This window comes from Pseudonocardia sp. MH-G8, assembly GCF_002262885.1.
In the GTDB taxonomy this organism is placed as follows: domain Bacteria; phylum Actinomycetota; class Actinomycetes; order Mycobacteriales; family Pseudonocardiaceae; genus Pseudonocardia.
Genome location: NZ_NKYF01000001.1, coordinates 298,254 through 319,167, shown reverse-complemented (window position 1 = coordinate 319,167; position 20,914 = coordinate 298,254). Strand labels below are relative to the sequence as shown.

Sequence of the window (20,914 nt, the reverse complement as noted above, 5' to 3'; positions counted from 1 at the left end):
GGCTCCCGGACCCGCGTCCGGGTCCGCGGGGAGCAAGGAGTCGGCGCGCTACTTGACGCGCTTCATGGTCAGGTGGGAGTCGACCTTGGCCAGGCCGGGGATGGTCTCGAGCTCGTCGGTCACGAACGATTCGAAGGCCGCGAGGTCGGCGGTGGCGATGCGCACGAAGTAGTCGGGCAGGCCGAACATGCGACGGAGCTCGACGACCTCGTCGAAGCCGGCGAGCCGGGTCTCGAACCCGATGACCGTGGCCCGGTCCTTGACCGCGAGCTCGACGTTGACCAGGACCTCGAACGCGCGGCCGTCGGCGGCGGGATCGATGTCGGCCCGGTAGCCGGTGATGACCCCGTCCTCCTCGAGGCGGCGGACGCGCCGCAGGCAGGGGGCCGGCGTCAGTCCCACGCGCTCGGCCAGCTCGACGTTGGACACACGCCCGTCGCGGCGGAGGACGTTGATTATGGCGCGATCGATGCGATCCACGCACTTATCATGCGTTAGAGGCTGGTTCTCGGCTCGCATTCGCCATCGGATGGCGTGGTGTCGGCCATAAAGTGCGCCTCATGCATGAACCGCGGCACGACGAACCACCCGAGGAAGCGCGGCCGCCGTGGCGACGCGCGGCGGTGTCGGCGGCGCGTGACGTGCTCGGGGTCGGGCCCGGCATGGTCCTGCTGGGGGTCAGCTTCGGTCTGCTGGTCGTCAGCTCCGGCCTGCCGTGGTGGTGGGCCCCTGTCATCAGCGGAGTGGTCTACGCCGGTTCCCTGGAGTTCCTGTTGATCGCCCTCGTGGGCGCCGGGACACCCCTCGCGGCGATCGCGTTGACCACCGTGCTGGTCAACGGCCGACACGTGTTCTACGGGCTCTCGTTCCCGCTGCACCACGTCCGCAGCCACGCCGGTCGTGCGTACGCGATCTTCGCCCTGATCGACGAGGCCTACGCGCTGGTCGCCACGCGACCGGGGGCGATGTCCGGCGCGCGAATCCTCTGGACCCAGGTACTGCTGCACTCCTGCTGGGTCGGCGGCGGCGTGCTGGGCGCGGCGGCAGGCGCCGGGCTCGCGTGGCACGCGCCGGCTCTCGAGTTCGTGTTCACCGCCTTGTTCGTGGTGCTCGCCCTCGACGCCGCCCGCGCGGAGGGTGAGGTCACCGGGCCCGCACTGGCGATGACGGTCGCGGTGCCGGCCGGGCTGGTCGTGCCCGGACAGATGCTGCTGGCTGCGATGGCGCTGTTCGTGGTGCTGCTGCTGGTCCGCCGGCAGCTGCCTCGACGTCGGCGCGGCGCCGATGCCTGACAACGGCTACGTCGCCGCCGCTGTGACCGTTGCCGCGGTGATCACGTTCGTGCTGCGTGCGGCGCCGTTCGTGGTGCTCTCCCGGCTGCGGGACTCGGCGACGGTCAGCTACCTCGGCCGCCACCTGCCCGCCGGCGTCATGGTCATCCTCGTCGTCTACCTGCTGCGCGACCTGCCACTGGAACGCCCCGCCGTCGCGCTGGCACGGCTGATCGCGGTGGCTGTGACCGTCGGCGTGCACCTGTGGCGCGCGCACGCGCTGCTGAGCATCTCCGCGGGCACCGCTGCCTATGCGGTCGTACTCGCGATCCTGCCCTCGACCTGACCGTCGAACCCGACCGAGGAGCCCGACGTGGCCCCGCACCCCGATGCGCCCTGCGCCGACTCCCTGGCGGCGTGCCTTTCCGGCGTGGACCCGGCCTCGACCGATCGGTGTACTGTCAAGTGACTATACCGACCGGTATACCTGCGAGGAGGTCGAGGGATGGCGGTGTCCGAGACCATGCGCGCGGTGCGGATCGCGCAGCACGGCGGGCCGGAAGTTCTGGAGCCGGTGGAGGTGGCCGTGCCCGCGCCGCAACCAGGGGAGGTGCTGGTCCGTGTCAGCGCCGTAGCGCTGAACAACACCGACCTGTGGACCCGCGAGGGGGCCTACGGCCGCCCGGGGGACCCGGAGGCGCTGTCGGGCTGGCGAGGCCCGATCGACTTCCCGAGGATCCAGGGCGCGGACGTGGCAGGCCGGGTCGTGGGGGTCGGCACCGACGTGGACGGGGATCTCGTGGGTCGCCGCGTGGTCGTCGACCCGGCCGTCTACGACGCCGACGGGCCGGAGGCGAACCCGGTGGGCCTGATGGGCAGCGAACGCGACGGCGGCTACGCCGAGTACGTGACCGCACCGGCGCAGAGGGTGCACGACGTGACGGGGTCCGCGCTCACCGACGACCAGCTCGCGACGTTGCCGACCGCGTACGGCACGGCGCTTGGCATGATCGAGCGGGGTCGGCTGCGGGAGGGGGAGACCGTCCTGGTCTCCGGGGCCTCCGGCGGTGTCGGCGTGGCGCTGGTGCAGATCGCCCGCGCGCGCGGCGCGAGGGTGCTCGCCATCAGCAGCGGATCCAAGATCGAGGCGGTGCGCGAGGCAGGCGCCCACGAGGTCGTCGACCGCGCACGAGACGTCGTCGAGCAGGTCCGTGCGGCCGCCCCGGAGGGCATCGACGTCGCACTCGACGTCGTCGCCGGGCAGCTGGTGGGTGACGGCTTGCCGCTCCTGCGCGAAGGCGGCCGGTGGGTGATCGCCGGCGCCCTCGGCGGGTACGACGTTGCCTTCGACGTGCGCCGCCTCTACCTGCACAACGCGCAGGTGATCGGCTCGGCGATGCACACCCCACGGCACTTCGACCTCCTCATGGCTATGGCTCGCGCCGCCGAGATCCAGCCGGTCGTCGCCGCGACGTTCCCGCTGGACCAGGCCGCCCGCGCGCAGGAGGAACTCGCCCGCAGGCTCCACGTGGGAAAGATCGTCTTGCGTCCGTGAACGCCGCCACGGACCGCATCCCCCGAACGGTTGCGGACGATCTGATCGCCTAGTCGTCGGGGTACCGCAGGCCTACCCGGGCACGCACCTCGTCCAGAACCCCCATGATCGCGCAGGACTCGTCGAGCGGCATGACCGCGCTCTCCAGGCGGCGGGCGGCCACACACCGTGCCACCTCCTCCGCCTGGTGGCGCAGCCCGTTGCCGGGTTCGGGGAACTCGTAGCGCTCGGTCGTCCCACTCCGGCCGGTGAGCGTGAAGGAGGTCGGCCGGTACCAGGTGCCGTCGATGTCGATGCGCGCGTCCGTGCCGGCGATCGTGGCCCGGTTGGCGAGCCACGCCTGCATCGAGCTGGTCGCCACGGCCTGGCGACCGTCCCCGTACTGGAGCACGACGGTCGTCTGGGCGTCGACGCCGGTGTCGCCGAACTGCGCGGTGGCCAGCACGGACGTGGGGTCGCCCAGCACCATCGAGGCGAACGAGATCGGGTAGACACCCAGGTCGAGCAGGGCGCCGCCGCCCAGGTGCGGGTCGAACATCCGGTGCACCGGGTCGTGCCGGAACCAGACGCCGTGCTCCGCCGTCACCAGACGGACGTCGCCGAGGCGCCCCTGGGCGAGCAGCTCGCGGATGCGGACCATGTGCGGCAGGAACCGCGTCCACATCGCCTCCATCAGGAACACGCCACGGTCCCGGGCCAGCGCCACCAACTCGTCGGCTTGCGCGCGGTTGAGGGTGAAGGGCTTTTCGACGAGCACCGACTTGCCGGCCTCGATCGCGGCGACCGCGACGTCGCGGTGGGCGCTGTGCGGCACCGCGATGTAGACGGCGTCGACGTCGTCGCGAGCCAGCAGCTCGGCGTGATCGGCGTGGTGGCGGGGAGCCGCGGTGCGGGCGGCGAACGCGGCGGCCCGCTCCGGCGAGCGCGACCCGACCGCCACCAGCTCCCCCGCCTCGGAGAGCCGGAGGTCGTCGGCGAACCGGCCGGCGATGTTGCCGGTTCCGATGATCGCCCAGCGGAGGGCGCTCACCGCAGCCACGTCTCCTTCGGCGGGGCCAGCGCTTCCAGCTCGGACCACAGGGCAGCGGGGATGTCGAGGGACGCCAGCTCGAGCGTCTGGTCGAGGCGCTCGGGCTTCGTGATCCCGACGATGGTGCTGGTGATCCGCGGGTCCCGCAGGGAGAACTGCAGCGCCGCGGCGGCCAGCGGCACCCCCGTTGCCTCGCACGCCTGCAGCATGCGGGTGGCGCTGTCGCGGATCGGGTCCGAGGCCATCCGGTAGGCGTAGCGGGGTGCGGCGTCGGGACCCTTGACGAGCATGCCTCCGCCGAACGGGGCAGCGTTCAGCACGGCCACGCCCGCCGCGGCGCACTGGTCGAGCAGCGGCTGCGCCGAGCGGTCCAGCAGCGTGAACCGGTTGTGCGTGATGACGGCCTCGAACGACCCGAGCTCGACGAAGCGCTGCAGCATCCCGACCGGACCGCCGGCGACCCCGATGTGGTCGATGAGCCCTTCGTCCTTCATCTGGATGAGGACCTCGACCGGACCACCGGGTGCGGTGGCGTCCTCGAAGGGGATCCGCTCGGGATCGTGCAGGTACACGAGCCGGAAGTGGTCGAGCCCCAGCCGTTCCATGCTCTCCTCGAGCGAGCGGCGCATCCGCGGGCCGGAGAAGTCGCCCTCCGCGTCGGGGTCGGTCTTGGTGCTCAGCAGGAAGCCCTCGGGCAGGCCGCCGGTCTCCCGCAGCGCCGCCCCGATGCGCTTCTCGCTCTCACCGCCGCCGTAGCTGTTGGAGGTGTCGATGAACCGGACCGGTCCGGCGAACACCGCCCGCAGCGTGCGCAGGGCCTGGTCGGCGTCGACGTCGTATCCGTAGATCCCCGGGATGCTGCCGATCGCACTGGTGCCGATGCACAGCGGCGGCACCGACATCCCGGTCGTGCCCAGCGGGCGGTTCTCGAGCATGTCGTGTCCTCTCACTCGGTCACCGGCGTCAGCACGCCGTCGATCCGGCGGACGAGCCCGGCGGCGTCGGCGGGTGTGTCGCGCAGCTCGTCAGGCAGCAGGTTCTGCGGCACGTTCTGCAGGCTGATCGGGCGCACCCAGCGGCGGATCGCCGTGGTGCCGACGCTGGTGTGCAGCGCGTTGGTGGTGGCGGGGTAGGGGCCGCCGTGCTGCATGCCCCAGGCGACGGCCACACCGGTCGGGAAGCCGTTCCACACCACGCGGCCGACGGATGCGCCGAGCTGGTCGTAGACCCGGGCCGAGAACCCCGCGTCGGCGGCGTCGGCGTGGATCGTGCCGGTCAGCGCGGGGCCGAAACCGCGCAGCAGCTCCAGGAGGTGCTCCTCGGAGGTGTAGTCCACGGTCACCAGAACCGGACCGAAGCACTCCTCGGTCAGGGCCCCGGTCACCGCGTCGGCGTCGGCCTGCAGGAGCAGTGGGGCGCCGGTCCAGCCGTCGGCACCGCCGCCGGCACCGCTCGCGAGGACGCGGACGCCGGGCAGACCGCGCAGCGTCTCCGTGCCGTCGCGATAGGACCGTGCGGTCCGCTCGCTGAGCATGAAGCCCGCTGCCATCGCCTCGACACGCTCGGTCAAGCCGCGGCGGATCGCCTCGCCCGCGGGCCCTGCGGGGAGCAGCGCCACCCCGGGTTTGGTGCAGAACTGCCCGACGCCGAGCGTGAAGGAGGCGGTGAGGCCTGCGGCGATGTCCTCGCCCCGCTCGGCGGCCGCGCCGGGGCACACCGTGAGCGTGTTGAGCGCACCCAGCTCCCCGTAGAACGGGATGGGTGAGGGTCGTGACGAGGCGATGTCGAACAGCAGGCGTCCGACGTCGAGCGAGCCGGTGAACCCGACGGCGTGCACCGCCGGGCGCTTCACCAGTTCGACGCCCGCCTCCCGGCCGAAGACCAGGTTGATCACGTCGGGCGTCACCCCCGCGGCCACGGCACCCGCGACGAGCGCCTCGTGGCTGAGCACCGAGGTGGCGGGGTGGGCGCCGTGCACCTTCGCGATCACCGGGCAGCCGGCGGCCAGCGCGGAGGCGGTGTCGCCGCCGGGCACCGAGAACGCGAACGGGAAGTTGCTGGCGCCGAACACCGCGACCGGCCCGAGCGGGACGAGCATGCGGCGCAGGTCGGGCCGGGGGCCCATCGGGGTGTCGCCGGCGTGGTCGATCGTCGCCTCGAGATAGGCGCCGTCGTCGAGCACGTCGGCGAACAGCTCCAACTGGTAGCAGGTCCTGGTCAGCTCGCCACCGAGGCGCTGCTCGCCGAGCGCGGTCTCCCGGTCGGCGACGGCGACGAGGTCGGTGCGGCGCTCCTGCAGCGCAGCCGCCATCGAGCGCAGCAGGCCCGCGCGCCCGCGGCGGCCAAGGGCCACCAGCTCCTGCGCGGCGGCGGTGGCGCGTACGCACAGGTCGTCGAGGTGGGAGGCCGACGTGGTGGTGCCGACCTCCTCCACCTTCCGGCCGGTGCGCGGGTCGATGCTGGCGATCATTGGTGCTGCCTCCTCGGCGACGTGAGCGGACGGTGCGGGCCGGGGGATCAGCCCGAGGGGTCAGTCGTGGAACCCGTCCTGCGCATGGGCACGCAGGAACTCCAGGTCGAAGTCGAGCCCGAGGCCCGGTCCCGGCGGCAGCTTGAGCCTGCCGTCGCTGTTGTCCAGCGGGGCAGTCAGGAACTGGTTGTAGGCGCGCAGGTCGCAGCTGCTCGACTCGATGCGGTAGAAGTTCGGGACCGTGATCATCACGTGCCCGCCGGCGACGAGGTTGACCGGTCCGGCCGCGTCGTGCGGCGACATCGGCACGTAGTACGCCTCGGCCATCGTCGAGATCTTCTTCAGCTCCGAGATCCCGCCGGTCCAGGTGACGTCGGGCATGGCGAAGTCCGTGAGCTGTTTCTCGAACACCGGCACGAAGTCCCACCGTGTGTGCAGGCGCTCGCCCACCGAGATCGGGGTCCGCACCCGGTCGCGCACCTGTTCGAGGGCGTGGTAGCTCTCCGGGGGCACCGGCTCCTCGTACCAGTGGATGCCGCCGACCTCGTCGAGGGCCTGGCCCAGCCGGATCGCGTTCGGTACGTCGAACCGGCCGTGCGCGTCGATCAGCAGGTCGACGTCGGGGCCCGCGATCTCGCGGATGAGGGCGGTGAGCTCCATCGCCTGCCGCTCCTCGGCGCGGGTCATCCGGCCGTCGAGGTAGCGGTCGTTCGTCTCCGGGACGCCGGGGGCGTGCGGGAACGGGTCGAACTTGATGCCGGTGTGCCCGGAGTCGACGATCGTGCGGATCTCGTCGACGATCCCCTCCCGCGTGCCGAACCGGTGCTGGTCCGGGTGGGTGTAGAGGAGGAGGTCCTCTCGTACGCGGCCGCCGAGCAGGTCGCAGACGGGCAGGCCGAGGGCCTTGCCGCGGATGTCCCACAGCGCGATGTCGAGCGCGCTGGTCACGTTCGTGCCCGCGCCGCGGCTGCCCATGTAGGTGAACGCGCGGAACACCTTGTTCCAGGTGTCCTCGATCCTGGTGGCGTCGTCGCCGACGACCAGGTCGTTCAGCTGCCGCACCATGGCCGCGATCCCGCGGTTGGCCGTCGGGGTGGTGGTGGTGATCTCGCCCCATCCGGAGATCCCCTCGTCCGTGCGCACCTGCACGAACAGGAACTCTCCCCAGTAGGAGCCCGCGGACCGGATCAGCCACGGAACCAGTTCGGTGATCTTCATCGGGCCGGCCTCACACGCCGTGGCCGGTGGCGGCGCTGCCCGCTTGCGCGGCGAGCCACTCCTCGTACTCCGGGCGGGCCTCCGCGGAGAGCGGGTAGTAGCGGCGCATGTCCCCGCCCTGCTCGAGCCGGATGCGGGAGAACTCCTCCCACTCCGCGTGCTCACTGGCCGCCGTCAGCAGCGCCGGTGCGAGCTTGATCGGAACGACCACCGCGCCGTCGTCGTCGGCCACGACGATGTCTCCGGGCTCCACCACCGTGTTGCCGCACGCGACGGGCACGTTCACCGCGGTCGGGAAGATGTCGGTCTGCGAGTGGAAGTTCGGGGTGGCCCCGCGCAGCCACAGGCCCAGACCCAGGCCGCGGGCCTTGCCGATGTCGCGGATGCACCCGTCGACGATCACCCCACGGCCCCCTCGGCCCTTGAAGTAGGTCAGCATCATCTCCCCGAAGACACCGCTGGCCATGTCGCCGCGTGCGTCGACGACGATCATGTCCCCGGGCTGGGTGTGGTACATGACGTGTCGGTGCAGCTGCTTCTCCGGCTCGGCGTACTCGTCGACCGGGTAGAGGTCCTCGCGCTTGGGCATGAACTGCAGCGTCAACGCCGGGCCGGCCACCGAGATACCGGCCGTGAAGGAGACCGGCCCGCGGATGTGGGCGCTGCGGACGCCGAGCTTGTTGAGCTCGCTGCTGGCGGTCGCGCTGCCGATCGCGGCCAGCCCGTCCACGAGCTCCTTGGGCGGGCGAACGATGTCGTGAGTCTCAACCACGTCGGTGTCTCTCTTCCAGTCTTCGTCGACGGTGTGCCTGCCGGCCCGCTGCCCGAGGGGCGCGTCCCGCCACCTGCCGGATTGTCCGCGAACCGAATTCGGTAACGTAGGCCGTTTCTCGGTAGAGTTTCGGCGCAGTTTCGGGGAACGGTTACGTTGTCGGTCGGTTCGTGCGAGCCCTGCTCGGCCGAGTCTCCTCGTGTCGCCCCGATCCACGGGTTGTCCTGGAGCGGGGCGGACCCTGCGTGCCCAGGCGGTCACCGGGGGGTTCGCCTCCCGAGCGCTCCGCATCTGCACGACTTGACGGGGAGTTGGCGCCGTCGTAACTTAGCCCGACCGGTGTCGAAACTCAACCCGAGTCGTTCGAAACTGATGCTCACGAAGTTCGTGGTGAACCCGCTGCGGACCTCGGTGGATGTGTGAACCGCACCCCCGGCGCGAGTCGTGTGTCGCACCGCGCGGCTCGTCACGCGCAACGACACGGACGACGCTTCCTCCCGTCCTGAAGGTGGATCGCAATGAAGCGGAAGTACCCGATCGCAGTCGCGATCGCGGCGATCTCGGTCCTGCTGAGCTCCTGCGGCGGGGGCGGCGGGAACGCGGGTCCCGGCGGCGCCCCGCTCAACGGTGGCACGTTCACGATGAACCTCGGCACCGATCCCGGGACGATCAACCCCTACAAGACCACGGGCGGTACCAACCGCCAGATCTTCGCCTTCGGCTACGACACGCTCGTCGCGCGGAACCCGGACGGGACGACCGTCCCGCAGCTGGCCACCGACTGGCAGGTCACGCCGAACTCCGTCACCTACACCCTGCGCCAGGGCGTGACGTGCGAGGACGGCACCGCGCTGAAGCCGAGCGACGTGGCTGCGGACTTCAACTACATCAAGGACCCGGCGACCCTCTCGCCGTGGATCAGCCTGACCGTCCCGGTGCCGTACACGGTGTCCGCGGACGACGCGGCGAACACGTTCACCATCTCCACGGAGACGGCCTTCGGCATGCTGCTCGAGGGTGCGGGCTCGCTCCCCATCGTCTGCCCCGGCGGGCTGGAGGACGCCGACTCGATCGAGCACGACTCGAACGGCACCGGCCCGTACACGGTGACCGAGTACGTGCCCGGCGACCATTACACGCTCGAGGCCCGGCCCGGGTACGCGTGGGGCGCCGACGGTGCCACCAACTCCGCGGACGGCAGCCCGAAGACCGTCAGGATCGCCTTCGTCCAGAACGAGTCGACCTCGGCGAACCAGCTGGTCTCCGGCCAGGTCAACGCCGCGCAGATCACTGGTCCCGACCGGTCGCGCCTCGACGCCACCACGTCGCTGCAGCGGTTCGACATCCCCGTCATGGTCGGCGAGATGAACCTCAACGAGGCGCCGGAGCGCGTGTTCGCCGACCCGGCGGTCCGGCAGGCCATGGCCGCGGCGCTCGACCGTGGTCAGATCACCCAGGTCGGCACCGCCGGAACCGGCACCGTCGCCACGAACATGATGACCGAGGCGCCGGTCACCTGCCCCGGTGACGAGACCACCGGCTCGCTCCCGGCGTTCGACCCGGCCGCGGCCACCCAGGCCCTCGACGCCGCGGGTTACGCCATGGGCGCCGACGGCGTCCGGGAGAAGGACGGCGAGAAGCTGTCAGCGAAGCTGATCTACCAGGTCGGCGCTCCGCAGACGGTGTCGGCGGTCGAGCTGATCGGCCAGCAGCTCAGGGCGGTCGGCATCGGAACCGAGCTCACGGGCCTCACACAGGCGGCGTTCCTCGAGGCGCTGTACACCACGCAGGACTTCGACGCCTACTACAGCGGGATCAACCTCGAGTTCCCGTTCATGCTGACCGCCTACTACGGCGGGCCCTCGCCCGCGGAGGGCGGCCGCAACACCGGTGGCATCGCGAACCCGGACTTCGAGTCGCTGTCGGCGCAGGCGCTGGCTGCGTCCGGCGCCGAGGCCTGCAGCCTCTGGACACAGGCGCACCAGGCGCTTCTCGAGCGGGTGGACGTGCTGCCGATCTCGGCCGGCACCCGGCCCTTCTACACCTCGAAGGCCACGTTGCAGACCGTCGGTCTGTTCGTGGTGCCGACGAGCATCCGGCTCTACCAGTGACCGGCCCGCGGGCGATCCCGGGTCGTGGGTGGTGAGAAGACATGAGTGACCAGGCCGTCGGGGAGCTGCTCCCCGGTTCCCCGGCCCGGCCCCGCGCGGGGGGTGGCGCCGGCGCGCAACGCAGCGCCGCCGCCCGCTGGGCGCTGTTCATCGGCAGGCGGCTCGTCCGGCTCGTGGTGTCGCTGCTGGTGCTCGTCGCCGCGACCTTCGTGATGGTGCACCTGATCCCGGGCGACCCGGTGCAGACCGCACTCGGCGACCAGGCCACCCCCGAACTGGTGGCCTTGCGCCGGCACGAGCTGGGGCTGGACCTGCCGCTGATCGAGCAGTTCCTGCGCTACCTCGCGGGGGTCGTCACGGGCGACTTCGGCCGCTCGATCGTCACCGAGGCGCCGGTCTCGGATCTGTTGGCGACCCGGTTCCCGAACACCCTGGCGCTCGCTGTTCCGGCGTTCGCGCTGGTCATCCTGATCGCCATGCCCGTGGGGCTGCTCACCGCCGTCCACACCCGTGGCGGTCAGGGCCGCGCAACCCGGTCGATCTTCGTGAACGTGACGGGCGTGCTCAACTCGATCCCGGACTACGTGCTCGCCACCCTGCTCACCCTCGTGTTCGTGGTCGCCATCCAGGCGTTCCCTGCCGCGGGCAACGACACGGTCGGCGCCTACGTCCTGCCGATCATCGCGCTGGTCGTCGGGCCGGCAGCATCGCTCTCGCGCATCGTCCGGGTCGAGGCGCTCAAGGTCCTCGACGCGGAGTACGTGCGGGCGGCGAAGGCGCGCCGGATCCCGACGGCGCTGCGGTACTGGCGGCACGTGCTCCCGAACATGCTCACGGCCTCGCTGACCTACGGCACCATGATCCTCGCCGGCCTGATCGCGGGGACCGTGCTGGTGGAGAACGTCTTCGGCTGGCCCGGCGTGGGCACCGTGATCTCGCAGTCGGTGATCCAGAAGGACTACCCGCTGATCCAGGGCATCCTGCTGGTCCTCGGCGCGACCGTGCTGATCCTCAACATGATCGTCGACGTCGTGCTCGGCGTGCTCGACCCGCGGTCCCGCATGGGGGAGCTGTGATGACTGCTTCGACGAAGACTGCGTCGACGACCGGCTCGATGAGCAGTCGGTTCCGCATGGTGCTGTCCGGCGGCATCCCGCTGCTCATGCTGCTGGTGTTCGTCTTCCTGTCGGTCGCGGCTCCCAGCATCTGGGGCACGTCCGCGGAGGCGAGCAACGTGGCCGAGGCCAACCAGGGCATGAGCGCCTCGCACCTCATGGGAACCGACGACCTGGGTCGCGACATCCTCGCCCGCACACTCGTCGCGACCCGCCAGTCGCTGGTGCTCGCGGTGCTCGCCACGCTCGTCGGTGGCTGCATCGGCGTGGCGATCGGCCTGGTGTCGGCGATGTCGAAGCGGCTCGGGCGGGCAGCGGGCGCCCTGATCAACGTGCTGCTGGCGTTCCCGGCACTGCTGCTCGCGATCTTCTTCGCCGTGCTGTTCGGGATCGGCTCGGTCGGCAGCGTCCTGGCCGTCGGCGCCTCGTTCGCGCCCGGCTTCGCCCGCATCACGCAGACGCTCACCGCGTCGGTGGTGGCGCGGGAGTACGTGCAGGCCTCCAGGGTGCTCGGCAAGCGGCCGCTCTACGTGACCTTCCGGCACGTGCTCCCGAACATCGGCGAGCCGGTCATCCTCTACGCGACGATCCACATCGGCACGGCGATCCTGGCCCTGTCCGGTCTGAGCTTCCTCGGGTTGGGTGTGCAGCCGCCGGTGTTCGACTGGGGTCGCCTGCTGGCCGACGGTCTCACCCGCATCTACGTGTCCCCCGGGGTGGCCGTCGCACCGTCGGTGGCGATCGTGCTCGCCGGGCTCACGTTCAACCTGGTCGGCGAGTGGCTCTCCGACGTCGTCGCAGGGCGCAACTCCGCACCCCGGGCACTGCGCCGCGACCAGATCCCCGCCGTGACACCCACCGACGTGGAACCGCAGGACTCGCAGGGTGCGCTGGTGGAGGCTCGGCACCTGCGGGTCGTCTACTCCGCGTCGGGCGGCGGCGTCACCACACCGGTCCGCGACGTCACCCTCTCGCTGCGGCCCGGGGAGCGGGTCGGGATCGTCGGGGAGTCCGGCTCCGGCAAGAGCCAGACGGCGGCCGCGATCGGGCAGCTCATCGACGTGCCGGGTCAGGTGGAGGCCGAGACTCTCCGGTTCATGGATGTCGACCTGACCGCGCCCGACAAGGCGACCCAGCGGGTACTGGGCCGCAACATGGCGATGGTCTTCCAGGACCCGGGCGAGGCGCTGAACCCGGCCCTCAAGATCGGGACGCACCTCGTCGAGCCTGCCGTGATCCACCTGGACGAGCCCAAGGAACAGGCGAAGAAGAAGGCGATCGAAGCGCTCCGGTCGGTCGCCATCCCGAACCCGGCCCGGCGCTACGAACAGCACCAGCACGAGCTCTCCGGTGGGCAGAAGCAGCGCGTCTGCATCGCCATCGGCCTCATGGGCGAGGCGCAGCTGCTCATCGCCGACGAGCCGACCACTGCACTCGACGTCACCGTCCAGCGCCAGATCCTGCGGCTCATCCATCGTGTGGGGGAGGAGACCGGGGCCGGTCTGCTGTTCATCTCCCACGACATCGCGGTCGTCTCCGAACTGTGCGACCGGATCGTCGTCATGTACGCGGGCTTCATCGTGGAGGAGGCGCGCACGGCCGACCTGCTCACCTCGCCCGCGCACCCCTACACCGCGGTGCTGCTGGCGGCGAGCCCGCACATGGGGATCGACAAGAACGAGCCTCTCGCGACCATCGACGGTCGGATGCCCGGTCCGGAAGTGGACCTCCCGGGCTGCTACTTCGCGGACCGCTGCCCCCGTGCGGACGCCACGTGCCGGGAGGAGCGGCCTCCGCTGCGCACACTGGCCGACGGCCATCGCGCGGCGTGCTGGCACCCGCTGACGGCGCCCGACCCATCCGGCACGGACGCGCTGACCTCGCAGGGAGCGACGGGATGACCGATCTGACCATCCAGGACCTCGAGGTCCACTACGGCGCGGTGAGGGCGGTGCGCGGCGTCTCGTTCGACGTCGCCGACGGATCCGCGCTCGGACTCGTGGGGGAGTCCGGTTCGGGCAAGAGCACCGTGGCCCGGGCCGTCGTCGGGCTCGCGGAGTCCGCGGGCGCCATGCGCCTGGGCGGGGTCGACATCGCGGCGTCCTCCCGCACGGCCCGCCGGCAGCGCCGCAAGGTACAGCTGATCTTCCAGGACTCCCGCAGCTCGCTGGACCCGCGCTTCACCGTCGAACAGTGCGTCATGGAGGGGCTCGACCGGTCGGCATCGGGCAACCGGCGGGACGCCGCCGCGCGGGTCGCCGAGCTGCTCGAGATGGTGTCGCTGGACCCGGCGGTCGGCCGGTCCCGGCCGGGGAACCTGTCGGGCGGGCAGCGCCAGCGGGTCGCGATCGCGCGGGCGCTCGCGGCGCAACCAGAGGTGCTGATCGCCGACGAGGTGACGGCCTCGCTCGACGTGTCGGTTCAGGCGGTCGTGCTCAACCTGCTGCGAAGGTTGCAGCACGAGCTCGGCCTGACGATGATCTTCATCAGCCACAACCTGGCCGTCGTGCGCTACATGTGCGATGACCTCGCCGTGATGTTCAACGGTCGGATCGTCGAGTTCGGCTCCGTCGAAGGCGTCATCGAGGCCCCCGAGCACCCGTACACCCGATCGCTGCTGGCGGCCGTGCCGGAGGTCGGCGAGCGCCGACTGCTGTCGGACTCGGCGCTGGAGGCGGCGATCGGGGACCCGGCCCCGCCCGGCGGCTGCGACTACCACCTGCGCTGCCCGGCCGGCCCGATCGCCGACCCGGATCGCTCGATCTGCCTGACGGCGGACCCCACCACCGAGGCGAGGTCGCGGGCGCACCGTGCGGCCTGCCACTTCGCCCGTCGGCCCGCGGGCGTCTGAGCCGCCGCGGCCACGGAGTACCCCTTGTCGTCTCCGTGGCCGCGGTTCACCACTCTCTCCCGTGGGCGGCGGCGGTCAGCCCGTGCGCGGCGGCGCCGTGCTCTCCCGCACGATGAGGCTCGTCGACAGCTCCATGCGGCCCTGCGGCAACTCCGGCGCGCCGGGCCGGCTCAGCGCCGCGCGGATCGCCAGCGCCGCCAGCTCCGCGATCGGCTGACGGACGGTCGTGAGCGGCGGGGACACCCACTGGGACATGGGCACGTCGTCGAACCCGACCACGCTGATGTCGTGCGGGATCCGCAGGCCGCGCTGCTGGATCGCGGCGTACACGCCGGTGCCTTGCTCGTCGTTGGCCGCGAAGATCGCCGTCGGCGGCTCGGGCAGGTCGAGCAACCCCGCGGCGGAGGCGAGCCCGGAGGCGTGGTGGAAGTCGCCGTGGGCGATGAGGCTCGGGTCCGAGCCGACGCCCGCCCGCTCCAATGCCACGCGGTACCCGGCCAGGCGCGCCTGGCTGCACAGGAACCGCATCGGGCCGGTGATGATCCCGATCCTCCGGTGGCCCAGCTCCAGCAGGTGCCTGGTGGCTGCCATGCCACCGCCCCAGTTCCCGGCGCCGATCGAGGGGAGATCGGTGTCGAAGTCGCCGACGGGGTCGACGAGGACGGTCGGCAGGCCCAATTTCGCGACGCGCTTCTGGTCGGCGGGGGAGAAGTCCGACAACGCGAGCACGATTCCGCGGGAGCCGCGATGCTCGACGTCGTCCAGCCACTGCTGCACGCCCTTGGAGCCGCTCTGCCGCACCGAGACGACGATGCCGACGCGGGCCGCGCGCGCGGTCAGCTCCGCGCCGCGGATCATCTCCGCGGCCCACGGCGTACTCGGGTCGTTGAAGAGCATCTCGACCAGTCCGCCGCGTCGTTCCTCGGTCGTCGCCGCGCGCCGCGTGCGCTTCGTCGGAACGTATCCGCGCGCGGAGAGGATTGCCTCGATCCGGGTGCGGGTGTCGGAAGCGACGTCGGGGCGCCCGTTGAGCACCTTCGAGACGGTCGCGACGGACACGCCCGCCTCCGCGGCCACATCGGCGACGGTGACCTTCCGCTCGGGGGCGGGCGACACGGTGGGCGTGGACGGGGAGGCACGCCGCGGCCACCGCGGCTCCGGCCCGGGCGCGCGCACTAGGACCCCGATCCCTTCGGCACCGCGAACAGGGCGCCGCGACGGCCGCGGTGCCCGGTGACGGCGCGGAAGACGCCGCCCGCGTCGGGCTGGGCGGCGCGCTCTTCGGAGCTCAGACCCTCGGTGGAGGTGCTGATGTACAACTCGGTGAGGTCGGGGCCGCCGAAGCAGCAGGAGGTCACCTTGCTCACGGGGAGCTCGACGGTGACGTCCTGGCTCCCGTCGGGCGCGAATCGCTGGATCCGCGAGCCACCGAAGAACGCGACCCAGACGCCGCCGTCGGCGTCGAGCGTGAGGCCGTCGGGGATGCCTGGGATCGCGGACGTGTCGGCGAAGGTGCGGCGCCCGGAGAGCGTTCCCGTGGTGAGGTCGTAGTCGAAGACGTCCACACGCTCGGTCGGGCTGTCGACGAAGAAGCAGCGGGTGCCGTCGGCGGACCAGTCGATGCCGTTGCTGATCGTGAGGTCGTCGAGCAGCGTGTGGAGGCCGCCGTCGGGGTCGAGCCGCCACAGGTGCGCCGCGCCCGGCGTGGCGCCGAAGGCCATGCTGCCGGCGATGTAGCGGCCTGCCGGATCGACGTTGGCGTCGTTCATCCGCACGTCCGGCCGATCAGCCAAGAAGCCGCTCAGGCGCTCGACCTGTCCGCCGCGGACGAGGGCGATGCCGTCGGAGTCGGCGATCACGAGCGCGCCGGGCTCGTCGCAGGGATGGACCGCGCCGACCGTGCCCGGGACGCTGACCGATCGGACCTCGCCCGTCGTGACGTCGGCGTCGAGGATCCGTCCCTCGGGGATGTCGACGAAGAGCAGCCGCGCCCGGCCGGCGTCCCAGACCACTCCTTCCCCGTGCACGAGAGATACGTCGGGTAGCACGCGTTGGGCGAGCAATGGATCCACCATCCACTTCTCGTCGGTGGGTCAGGGGGCGTGACGCGGGGCGCACGCCACGGTGATCATGGCGGTGCCGACGGGCGGGGTCACATCCAGCCGCCGTCGACGACCCACTTCTGGCCGGTGCACATGGCGCTGTCGGCGGCCGCGAGCCACAGCACCATGCGGGCGACATCAGCGGGCATCACATTGTCCTCCAGGCACTGGGCCTGCTTGACGTTCTCCGCAGCCTCGGGAGTGAACCACAGGGTGCGCTGGCGCTCGGTGAGCACCCAGCCCGGGATGACGCAGTTGACCCGGATGCGGTCGGGGCCCAGCTCGCGGGCGAGGGTGCGAGTCATGCCCTCGATGCCGGCCTTGGCCGTGATGTAGGCGGGGATGCCGGTGAAATCGGCGTGGGCACTGACGGACCCGAGGTTGACGATCGACCCGCCGCCGAGCGCGCGCATGCCGGGAACTGCTTCCTGGATCGCGAAGAAGTGGTGGCGCAGGTTCACCGCCATCGCCTCGTCCCAGTAGGCAGGGGTCACCTCTGCGCTGTCGTGGCGCTGGTCGTTGGCGGCGTTGTTGACGAGGACGGAGATGGGCCCGAGCGTCTCGGCGACCTGCCGGATCCCGCCTTGGAGGGCGTCGACGTCACGGATGTCGGCCGGCACGAAGAGCGGCTCGGGGTGGCCCTGCTCGCGCACCTGCGCGGCGAGCGCCTTCGCGCCCGGCTCGTCGATGTCGGCGAACCCGACGCGGACGCCCTGGGCCGCGAGCGAGGCGACGAACTCCGCCCCGAGCCCCGTGGAGCCGCCGCTGACGAACGCGACCTTGTCGCGCAGGCTCGGGTAGACGGCGTACGAAGCCTGCGGCACGGTCCCCGGCGCCGTCACAGCGGGCCTCCTGGCAGGACGATGCCGCGGCCGACCCCGCCGCCTGCGAGGTCGGCGAAGGCGGTGTTGACCTCGTCGAGGGAGTAGTGCTTCCCGACGAGCGCGTCGAGCGGGAGGCGCCCGGCGAGGTAGAGCTCGAAGAGCTTGGGCAGGTCGACGAGCGGGTTGGCGGATCCGTAGAGGCTGCCGACCACGCGCTTCTCCCGCTGCACGAGCACGTTGATCGGCACGGAGAACGTCCTGCCGACCGCGCCGAGCCCGACCGCGACGAGCGTGCCGCCCGGGCGGAGCACCTCGACGGCGGTCTCGAGGGTCTCGGGCCGCCCGATCGCCTCGATGGCCCACTCGATGCCACCGGGCCGGATGGCCTCGACGGCGGCGGCGACGTCCTCGCGGGAGGCGTCGATCGTGTGGGTGGCACCCAGCTCCCGGGCCGCGGCGAGGCGCTCGGCGACGACGTCCACGACGACGATCGGGTTGGCGCCCGCCAGCACGGCGCCCATCACGGCCGAGAGGCCGACCCCGCCGGCCCCGAAGATCCCGATGCTGTCGCCCGCGCAGCTGCCGACGGCGTTGAGCACCGCGCCGACACCCGTGATCACGGCGCAGCCGGCGATCGCGGCGATCTCCGGCGGGACGTCCTTCGGCACGGGCACCACGGCGCGCTCGGACACCACGGCGTACTCGGCGAAGCAGGAGACCCCCAGCAGGTGGTGCACGCGATCGCCGCCGTCGTGCAGGCGGGTGGTGCCGTCGAGGAGGCCACCGGAGGTGGTGTGGATGCGCCCGGCCTGGCACAGCGCGGGGCGCCCGGTCAGGCAGTACTCGCAGCGGCCGCACCGGGGCCGCCACATCAGGCAGACCCGGTCGCCGACCGCGACCTGCTCCACCCCCGGCCCGACGGCCTCCACGACGCCGGCCCCCTCGTGCCCCGGTACGACAGGGAGTGGGCACTGCAGGTCGCCGCTGAGGTAGTGCTGGTCGCTGTGGCACACGCCGGCGGCCTCGACCCTCACCAGGACCTCGCCCGCCTGCGGCTCGTCCAGCGACAGGTCGCGCACCACGAGGGGTGCTCCGGTGTGTTCCAGAACCGCGGCTCTCATCCGACCCCGTCCGTCTCGGCGCCGCCGGCGGGCGAGCGCGACCTGCGCCACCACACCGTGTTCGGAGCCCTGAATTCAACCAATGGAACGCTAGGTGTTACGAACTCGTGTCGTCAACAGTTTCGAGGATACCCAGTGCTGCGGTCGCCTCGACGACCCGTCCCGCACTCGGCAGCGCCGGCCGGATAGGGGATCTTCCCTGGCTCTGCGTCCCTCGGTTTCGGAGCTGTGAGCTGCAGTTTCTGCACAACGATGAGAGGTCGGTCCGTGGCGCCGCGGTGGGCGCAACCGCCGGGACATGGACACTCGAAACTCCGACCGATAGAGTCGCAAGTATCGCTGAGATCATCGGCGTGCGCCCTGCGTGGGGCGCGGGCCATGGCACCGGTCGAACCAGTGCCTGCGGTCACCGGGCCGATCGTCCGGAAGCCGTGCGGGGACCTGCAACCATCGTCATGCGAACCCCCGGCGACCCGTCATGTCGGCAGCGCACCTGCGCCGCCGACGGCACAGGAAGCGGTCGTGGACGACCGCGGAGCCAGGAGGAACGGGATGGCAGTGGACCGGACGAGAGTCCTCTACGTCGGTGGCACCGGCACGATCAGCCACTCCTGCGTGCAGGCCTCGGTGGACGCGGGCATGGATGTTCACGTCCTCAACCGAGGGCTGAGCGCGGCCCGCCGCCCCGTGCCGCCGGCGGTCACCGTGCTGACAGCCGACGTGCACGACACCGCCTCGGTGAAGGAGGTGCTGGGGGACCGCGAGTTCGACTCGGTCGTGAACGTCACGTCCTTCACCCCGGAGCAGACGAAGCGGTCGGTCGAGATCTTCGCCGGGCGTACGCGGCAGTACGTGCACATCAGCACGGCATCGCTCTACCACAAGCCGGTCGTGCGTATCCCGTACGTGGAGTCGACGCCGCGGCACAATCCGTTCTCGCAGTACTCGCGCGACAAGATCGCCACCGAGGACGTGCTGACCGAGGCCTATGACCGCGAAGGGTTTCCGGCGACGATCGTCCGCCCGTCGCACACCTACGACGAGGCGCGCCCGCCGATCCCCGGCGACTGGACGATCGTGGACCGCATCGTGCGTGGCGACGAGATCGTGGTACCCGGGGACGGCACGTCGCTGTGGACGCTCACCCACGCCGCCGACTTCGCTCAAGGCCTGGTGGGGTTGCTGGGCAACCCGCTCGCCGTCGGCGAGACCTTCCACATCACCTCCGACGACGTCTACAGCTGGAACCAGATCTACGAACTGGTGGCTGCGGCCGCGGGCGTCGAGGCCCGGCTGGTGCACGTCCCGACGGACCTGCTGCAGCTCGCCGCCCCCGACTGGAAGTGGTCGGACCTGATCCGCGGGGACCTGCAACACAGCGTGCTTCTCGACAACACGAAGATCCGCCGGTACGTGCCGGGCTTCGCGCCTCGCATCCCCTTCCACCAGGCTGTGGAGGGGATCGTGCGTTGGCGGCGTGACCATCCCGAGTTCACCAGGCCGGACCCGCAGGTCGACGGGATCATCGACCGGCTGGTCGGGGGATACCACGAGTCGGCGCGCCTGTTCGCCTCGCTGGCGCCCAGGTCCTAGTACCGCTGCAGCCGGCCGTCGTGATCTGCGACGCGTGCCGTGGCGGGGCCGGAAGCGCCGGTCAGGAGCATGGTCATTGGTTGGGTGCACAAGCGGCCGCATCCGGCCGTTCGTGCACCCGACCGCTGATCACCGCAGCTCCGGGACGGTGCGTCTCTGCGACCGCAGACGCTGATCGATCCTTCGGCACGGCCGCTGCTTCCCGAAGCCGGCCTGCCACCCACTCATCCTGGTGGATGGCCCAAGGGGCCGACCGGATCGCCGGCGCACTCCGCCCCGCGTCACCCGATGACGGCTGCGGTCAAGGCGTCAGAAGGAGCCGGCCGCCGCCTCCGAGACGGCGTGGTCCTGCGCACCGGTTCCGCCGCTGACGCCGACCGCGCCGACGGTCTTGCCGTCGCGGGTGAGCGGGATCCCGCCCGCGAAGATCATCACCTTGCCTTCGTTGGAGGCGTTGATGCCGTAGAAGTCCTGGCCCGGCTGGGAGTTCTCGCCGAGCTCCTTCGTCGTGATGTCGAAGGCCCGCGACGTCCAGGCCTTGTTGATCGAGATGTCGACCGATCCGAGCCATGCGCCGTCCATGCGGATGTGCGCGATGAGGTTGCCGCCTGCGTCGACCACGGCGACGTTCATGGGCTGGCCGATCTCCTCGGCCTTGGCCTCGGCGGCCGCGATGACCCTGCGGGCATCGGCGAGTGTCACTGTCGTCATGAGTGATCTTCCCGTTCGGTGTCGAGTGTGGGTCTCCGAGTCACGTACCCGTTCGTAGGCTGTGGTTGAACCGGCGACGGACCGGAACGCGGACGCTGAGACGTTCGCCACCGCCAGGCCGAGCGGCATTGACGATGCCGTTGCGGCACGGTGTGAACTTCTTGCGGTGC

At 71.3% G+C, this 20,914-nt stretch carries 19 protein-coding genes; 8 read left to right on the top strand and 11 right to left on the bottom strand.

Annotated elements, in window-relative coordinates:
- Positions 1–48: 48 nt before the first annotated feature.
- The gene (locus CFP66_RS01390; RefSeq protein WP_094919919.1) at positions 49–480 is read right to left on the bottom strand and encodes an Lrp/AsnC family transcriptional regulator; all 432 of its coding nucleotides are present in this window, start codon (positions 478–480) and stop codon (positions 49–51) included.
- Positions 481–560: 80 nt separating this feature from the next.
- Between CFP66_RS01390 and CFP66_RS01385 the strand changes: the two genes are divergently transcribed.
- The 3 genes from CFP66_RS01385 to CFP66_RS01375 all read left to right on the top strand — a co-directional run bounded on the left by CFP66_RS01385 (position 561) and on the right by CFP66_RS01375 (position 2,826).
- Complete coding sequence (locus tag CFP66_RS01385) at positions 561–1,292, top strand: AzlC family ABC transporter permease (RefSeq protein WP_094921351.1); 732 nt, start codon at positions 561–563, stop codon at positions 1,290–1,292.
- Entirely contained in the window at positions 1,285–1,617 is a 333-nt protein-coding gene (locus CFP66_RS01380) for a branched-chain amino acid transporter permease (protein WP_094919918.1), read from the top strand. The genes CFP66_RS01385 and CFP66_RS01380 overlap by 8 nt, the downstream gene beginning before the upstream one ends.
- A gap of 159 nt (positions 1,618–1,776) precedes the next feature.
- A complete protein-coding gene (locus CFP66_RS01375) occupies positions 1,777–2,826 on the top strand; it encodes a zinc-binding dehydrogenase (RefSeq protein ID WP_094919917.1) in 1,050 nt (349 codons plus the stop codon).
- Positions 2,827–2,875: 49 nt separating this feature from the next.
- Here the strand turns inward: CFP66_RS01375 and CFP66_RS01370 are convergent, their stop codons facing one another.
- From CFP66_RS01370 to CFP66_RS01350, 5 genes are read right to left on the bottom strand one after another with little or no spacing between them, the layout of a single operon-like run.
- Positions 2,876–3,856: a Gfo/Idh/MocA family protein gene (locus CFP66_RS01370; RefSeq protein WP_233159060.1), complete on the bottom strand. Its 981-nt coding sequence runs from the start codon at positions 3,854–3,856 to the stop codon at positions 2,876–2,878.
- Entirely contained in the window at positions 3,853–4,791 is a 939-nt protein-coding gene (locus CFP66_RS01365; protein ID WP_094919916.1) for an aldo/keto reductase, read from the bottom strand. The genes CFP66_RS01370 and CFP66_RS01365 overlap by 4 nt, the downstream gene beginning before the upstream one ends.
- Before the next feature lie 11 nt (positions 4,792–4,802).
- A complete protein-coding gene (locus CFP66_RS01360) occupies positions 4,803–6,326 on the bottom strand; it encodes an aldehyde dehydrogenase (NADP(+)) (RefSeq protein WP_094919915.1) in 1,524 nt (507 codons plus the stop codon).
- Positions 6,327–6,386: 60 nt separating this feature from the next.
- Entirely contained in the window at positions 6,387–7,544 is a 1,158-nt protein-coding gene (locus CFP66_RS01355; RefSeq protein ID WP_094919914.1) for a mandelate racemase/muconate lactonizing enzyme family protein, read from the bottom strand.
- 10 nt (positions 7,545–7,554) lie between these two features.
- On the bottom strand, positions 7,555–8,316 hold the full coding sequence (locus CFP66_RS01350) for a ribonuclease activity regulator RraA (protein ID WP_094919913.1): 762 nt from the start codon (positions 8,314–8,316) through the stop codon (positions 7,555–7,557).
- 518 nt (positions 8,317–8,834) lie between these two features.
- On the opposite strand from CFP66_RS01350, the gene CFP66_RS01345 reads away from it, so the two are divergent.
- The 4 genes from CFP66_RS01345 to CFP66_RS01330 are packed head-to-tail and all read left to right on the top strand — an operon-like array spanning position 8,835 to position 14,393.
- Positions 8,835–10,427 (top strand): ABC transporter substrate-binding protein, encoded by a 1,593-nt coding sequence (locus CFP66_RS01345; protein WP_094919912.1) that lies wholly within the window; start codon positions 8,835–8,837, stop codon positions 10,425–10,427.
- Positions 10,428–10,468: 41 nt separating this feature from the next.
- The gene (locus CFP66_RS01340) at positions 10,469–11,503 is read left to right on the top strand and encodes an ABC transporter permease (RefSeq protein WP_094919911.1); all 1,035 of its coding nucleotides are present in this window, start codon (positions 10,469–10,471) and stop codon (positions 11,501–11,503) included.
- Positions 11,504–11,541: 38 nt separating this feature from the next.
- Complete coding sequence (locus CFP66_RS01335) at positions 11,542–13,443, top strand: dipeptide/oligopeptide/nickel ABC transporter permease/ATP-binding protein (protein WP_233159058.1); 1,902 nt, start codon at positions 11,542–11,544, stop codon at positions 13,441–13,443.
- Entirely contained in the window at positions 13,440–14,393 is a 954-nt protein-coding gene (locus CFP66_RS01330; RefSeq protein ID WP_094919910.1) for an ABC transporter ATP-binding protein, read from the top strand. Before CFP66_RS01335 ends, CFP66_RS01330 begins: the two co-directional genes overlap by 4 nt.
- A 75-nt stretch (positions 14,394–14,468) precedes the next feature.
- Here the strand turns inward: CFP66_RS01330 and CFP66_RS01325 are convergent, their stop codons facing one another.
- The 4 genes from CFP66_RS01325 to CFP66_RS01310 all read right to left on the bottom strand — a co-directional run bounded on the left by CFP66_RS01325 (position 14,469) and on the right by CFP66_RS01310 (position 18,440).
- Positions 14,469–15,509 carry a LacI family DNA-binding transcriptional regulator gene (locus tag CFP66_RS01325; protein ID WP_094921346.1) on the bottom strand — a complete coding sequence of 347 codons (1,041 nt, stop codon included), beginning with the start codon at positions 15,507–15,509 and terminating at the stop codon, positions 14,469–14,471.
- A 59-nt stretch (positions 15,510–15,568) separates the two neighbouring features.
- Positions 15,569–16,468, bottom strand: coding sequence for an SMP-30/gluconolactonase/LRE family protein (locus CFP66_RS01320; RefSeq protein WP_094919909.1), 900 nt, complete (start codon positions 16,466–16,468; stop codon positions 15,569–15,571).
- 77 nt (positions 16,469–16,545) lie between these two features.
- The gene (locus tag CFP66_RS01315) at positions 16,546–17,337 is read right to left on the bottom strand and encodes an SDR family NAD(P)-dependent oxidoreductase (protein WP_198961195.1); all 792 of its coding nucleotides are present in this window, start codon (positions 17,335–17,337) and stop codon (positions 16,546–16,548) included.
- The gene (locus tag CFP66_RS01310) at positions 17,334–18,440 is read right to left on the bottom strand and encodes a zinc-binding dehydrogenase (protein WP_094919908.1); all 1,107 of its coding nucleotides are present in this window, start codon (positions 18,438–18,440) and stop codon (positions 17,334–17,336) included. The genes CFP66_RS01315 and CFP66_RS01310 overlap by 4 nt, the downstream gene beginning before the upstream one ends.
- A gap of 552 nt (positions 18,441–18,992) precedes the next feature.
- On the opposite strand from CFP66_RS01310, the gene CFP66_RS01305 reads away from it, so the two are divergent.
- Positions 18,993–20,033 (top strand): NAD-dependent epimerase/dehydratase family protein, encoded by a 1,041-nt coding sequence (locus CFP66_RS01305; protein ID WP_094919907.1) that lies wholly within the window; start codon positions 18,993–18,995, stop codon positions 20,031–20,033.
- Between the two features lie 309 nt (positions 20,034–20,342).
- On the opposite strand, the gene CFP66_RS01300 is transcribed toward CFP66_RS01305, so the two are convergent.
- On the bottom strand, positions 20,343–20,744 hold the full coding sequence (locus CFP66_RS01300; RefSeq protein ID WP_094919906.1) for a heme-binding protein: 402 nt from the start codon (positions 20,742–20,744) through the stop codon (positions 20,343–20,345).
- Positions 20,745–20,914: the final 170 nt, after the last annotated feature.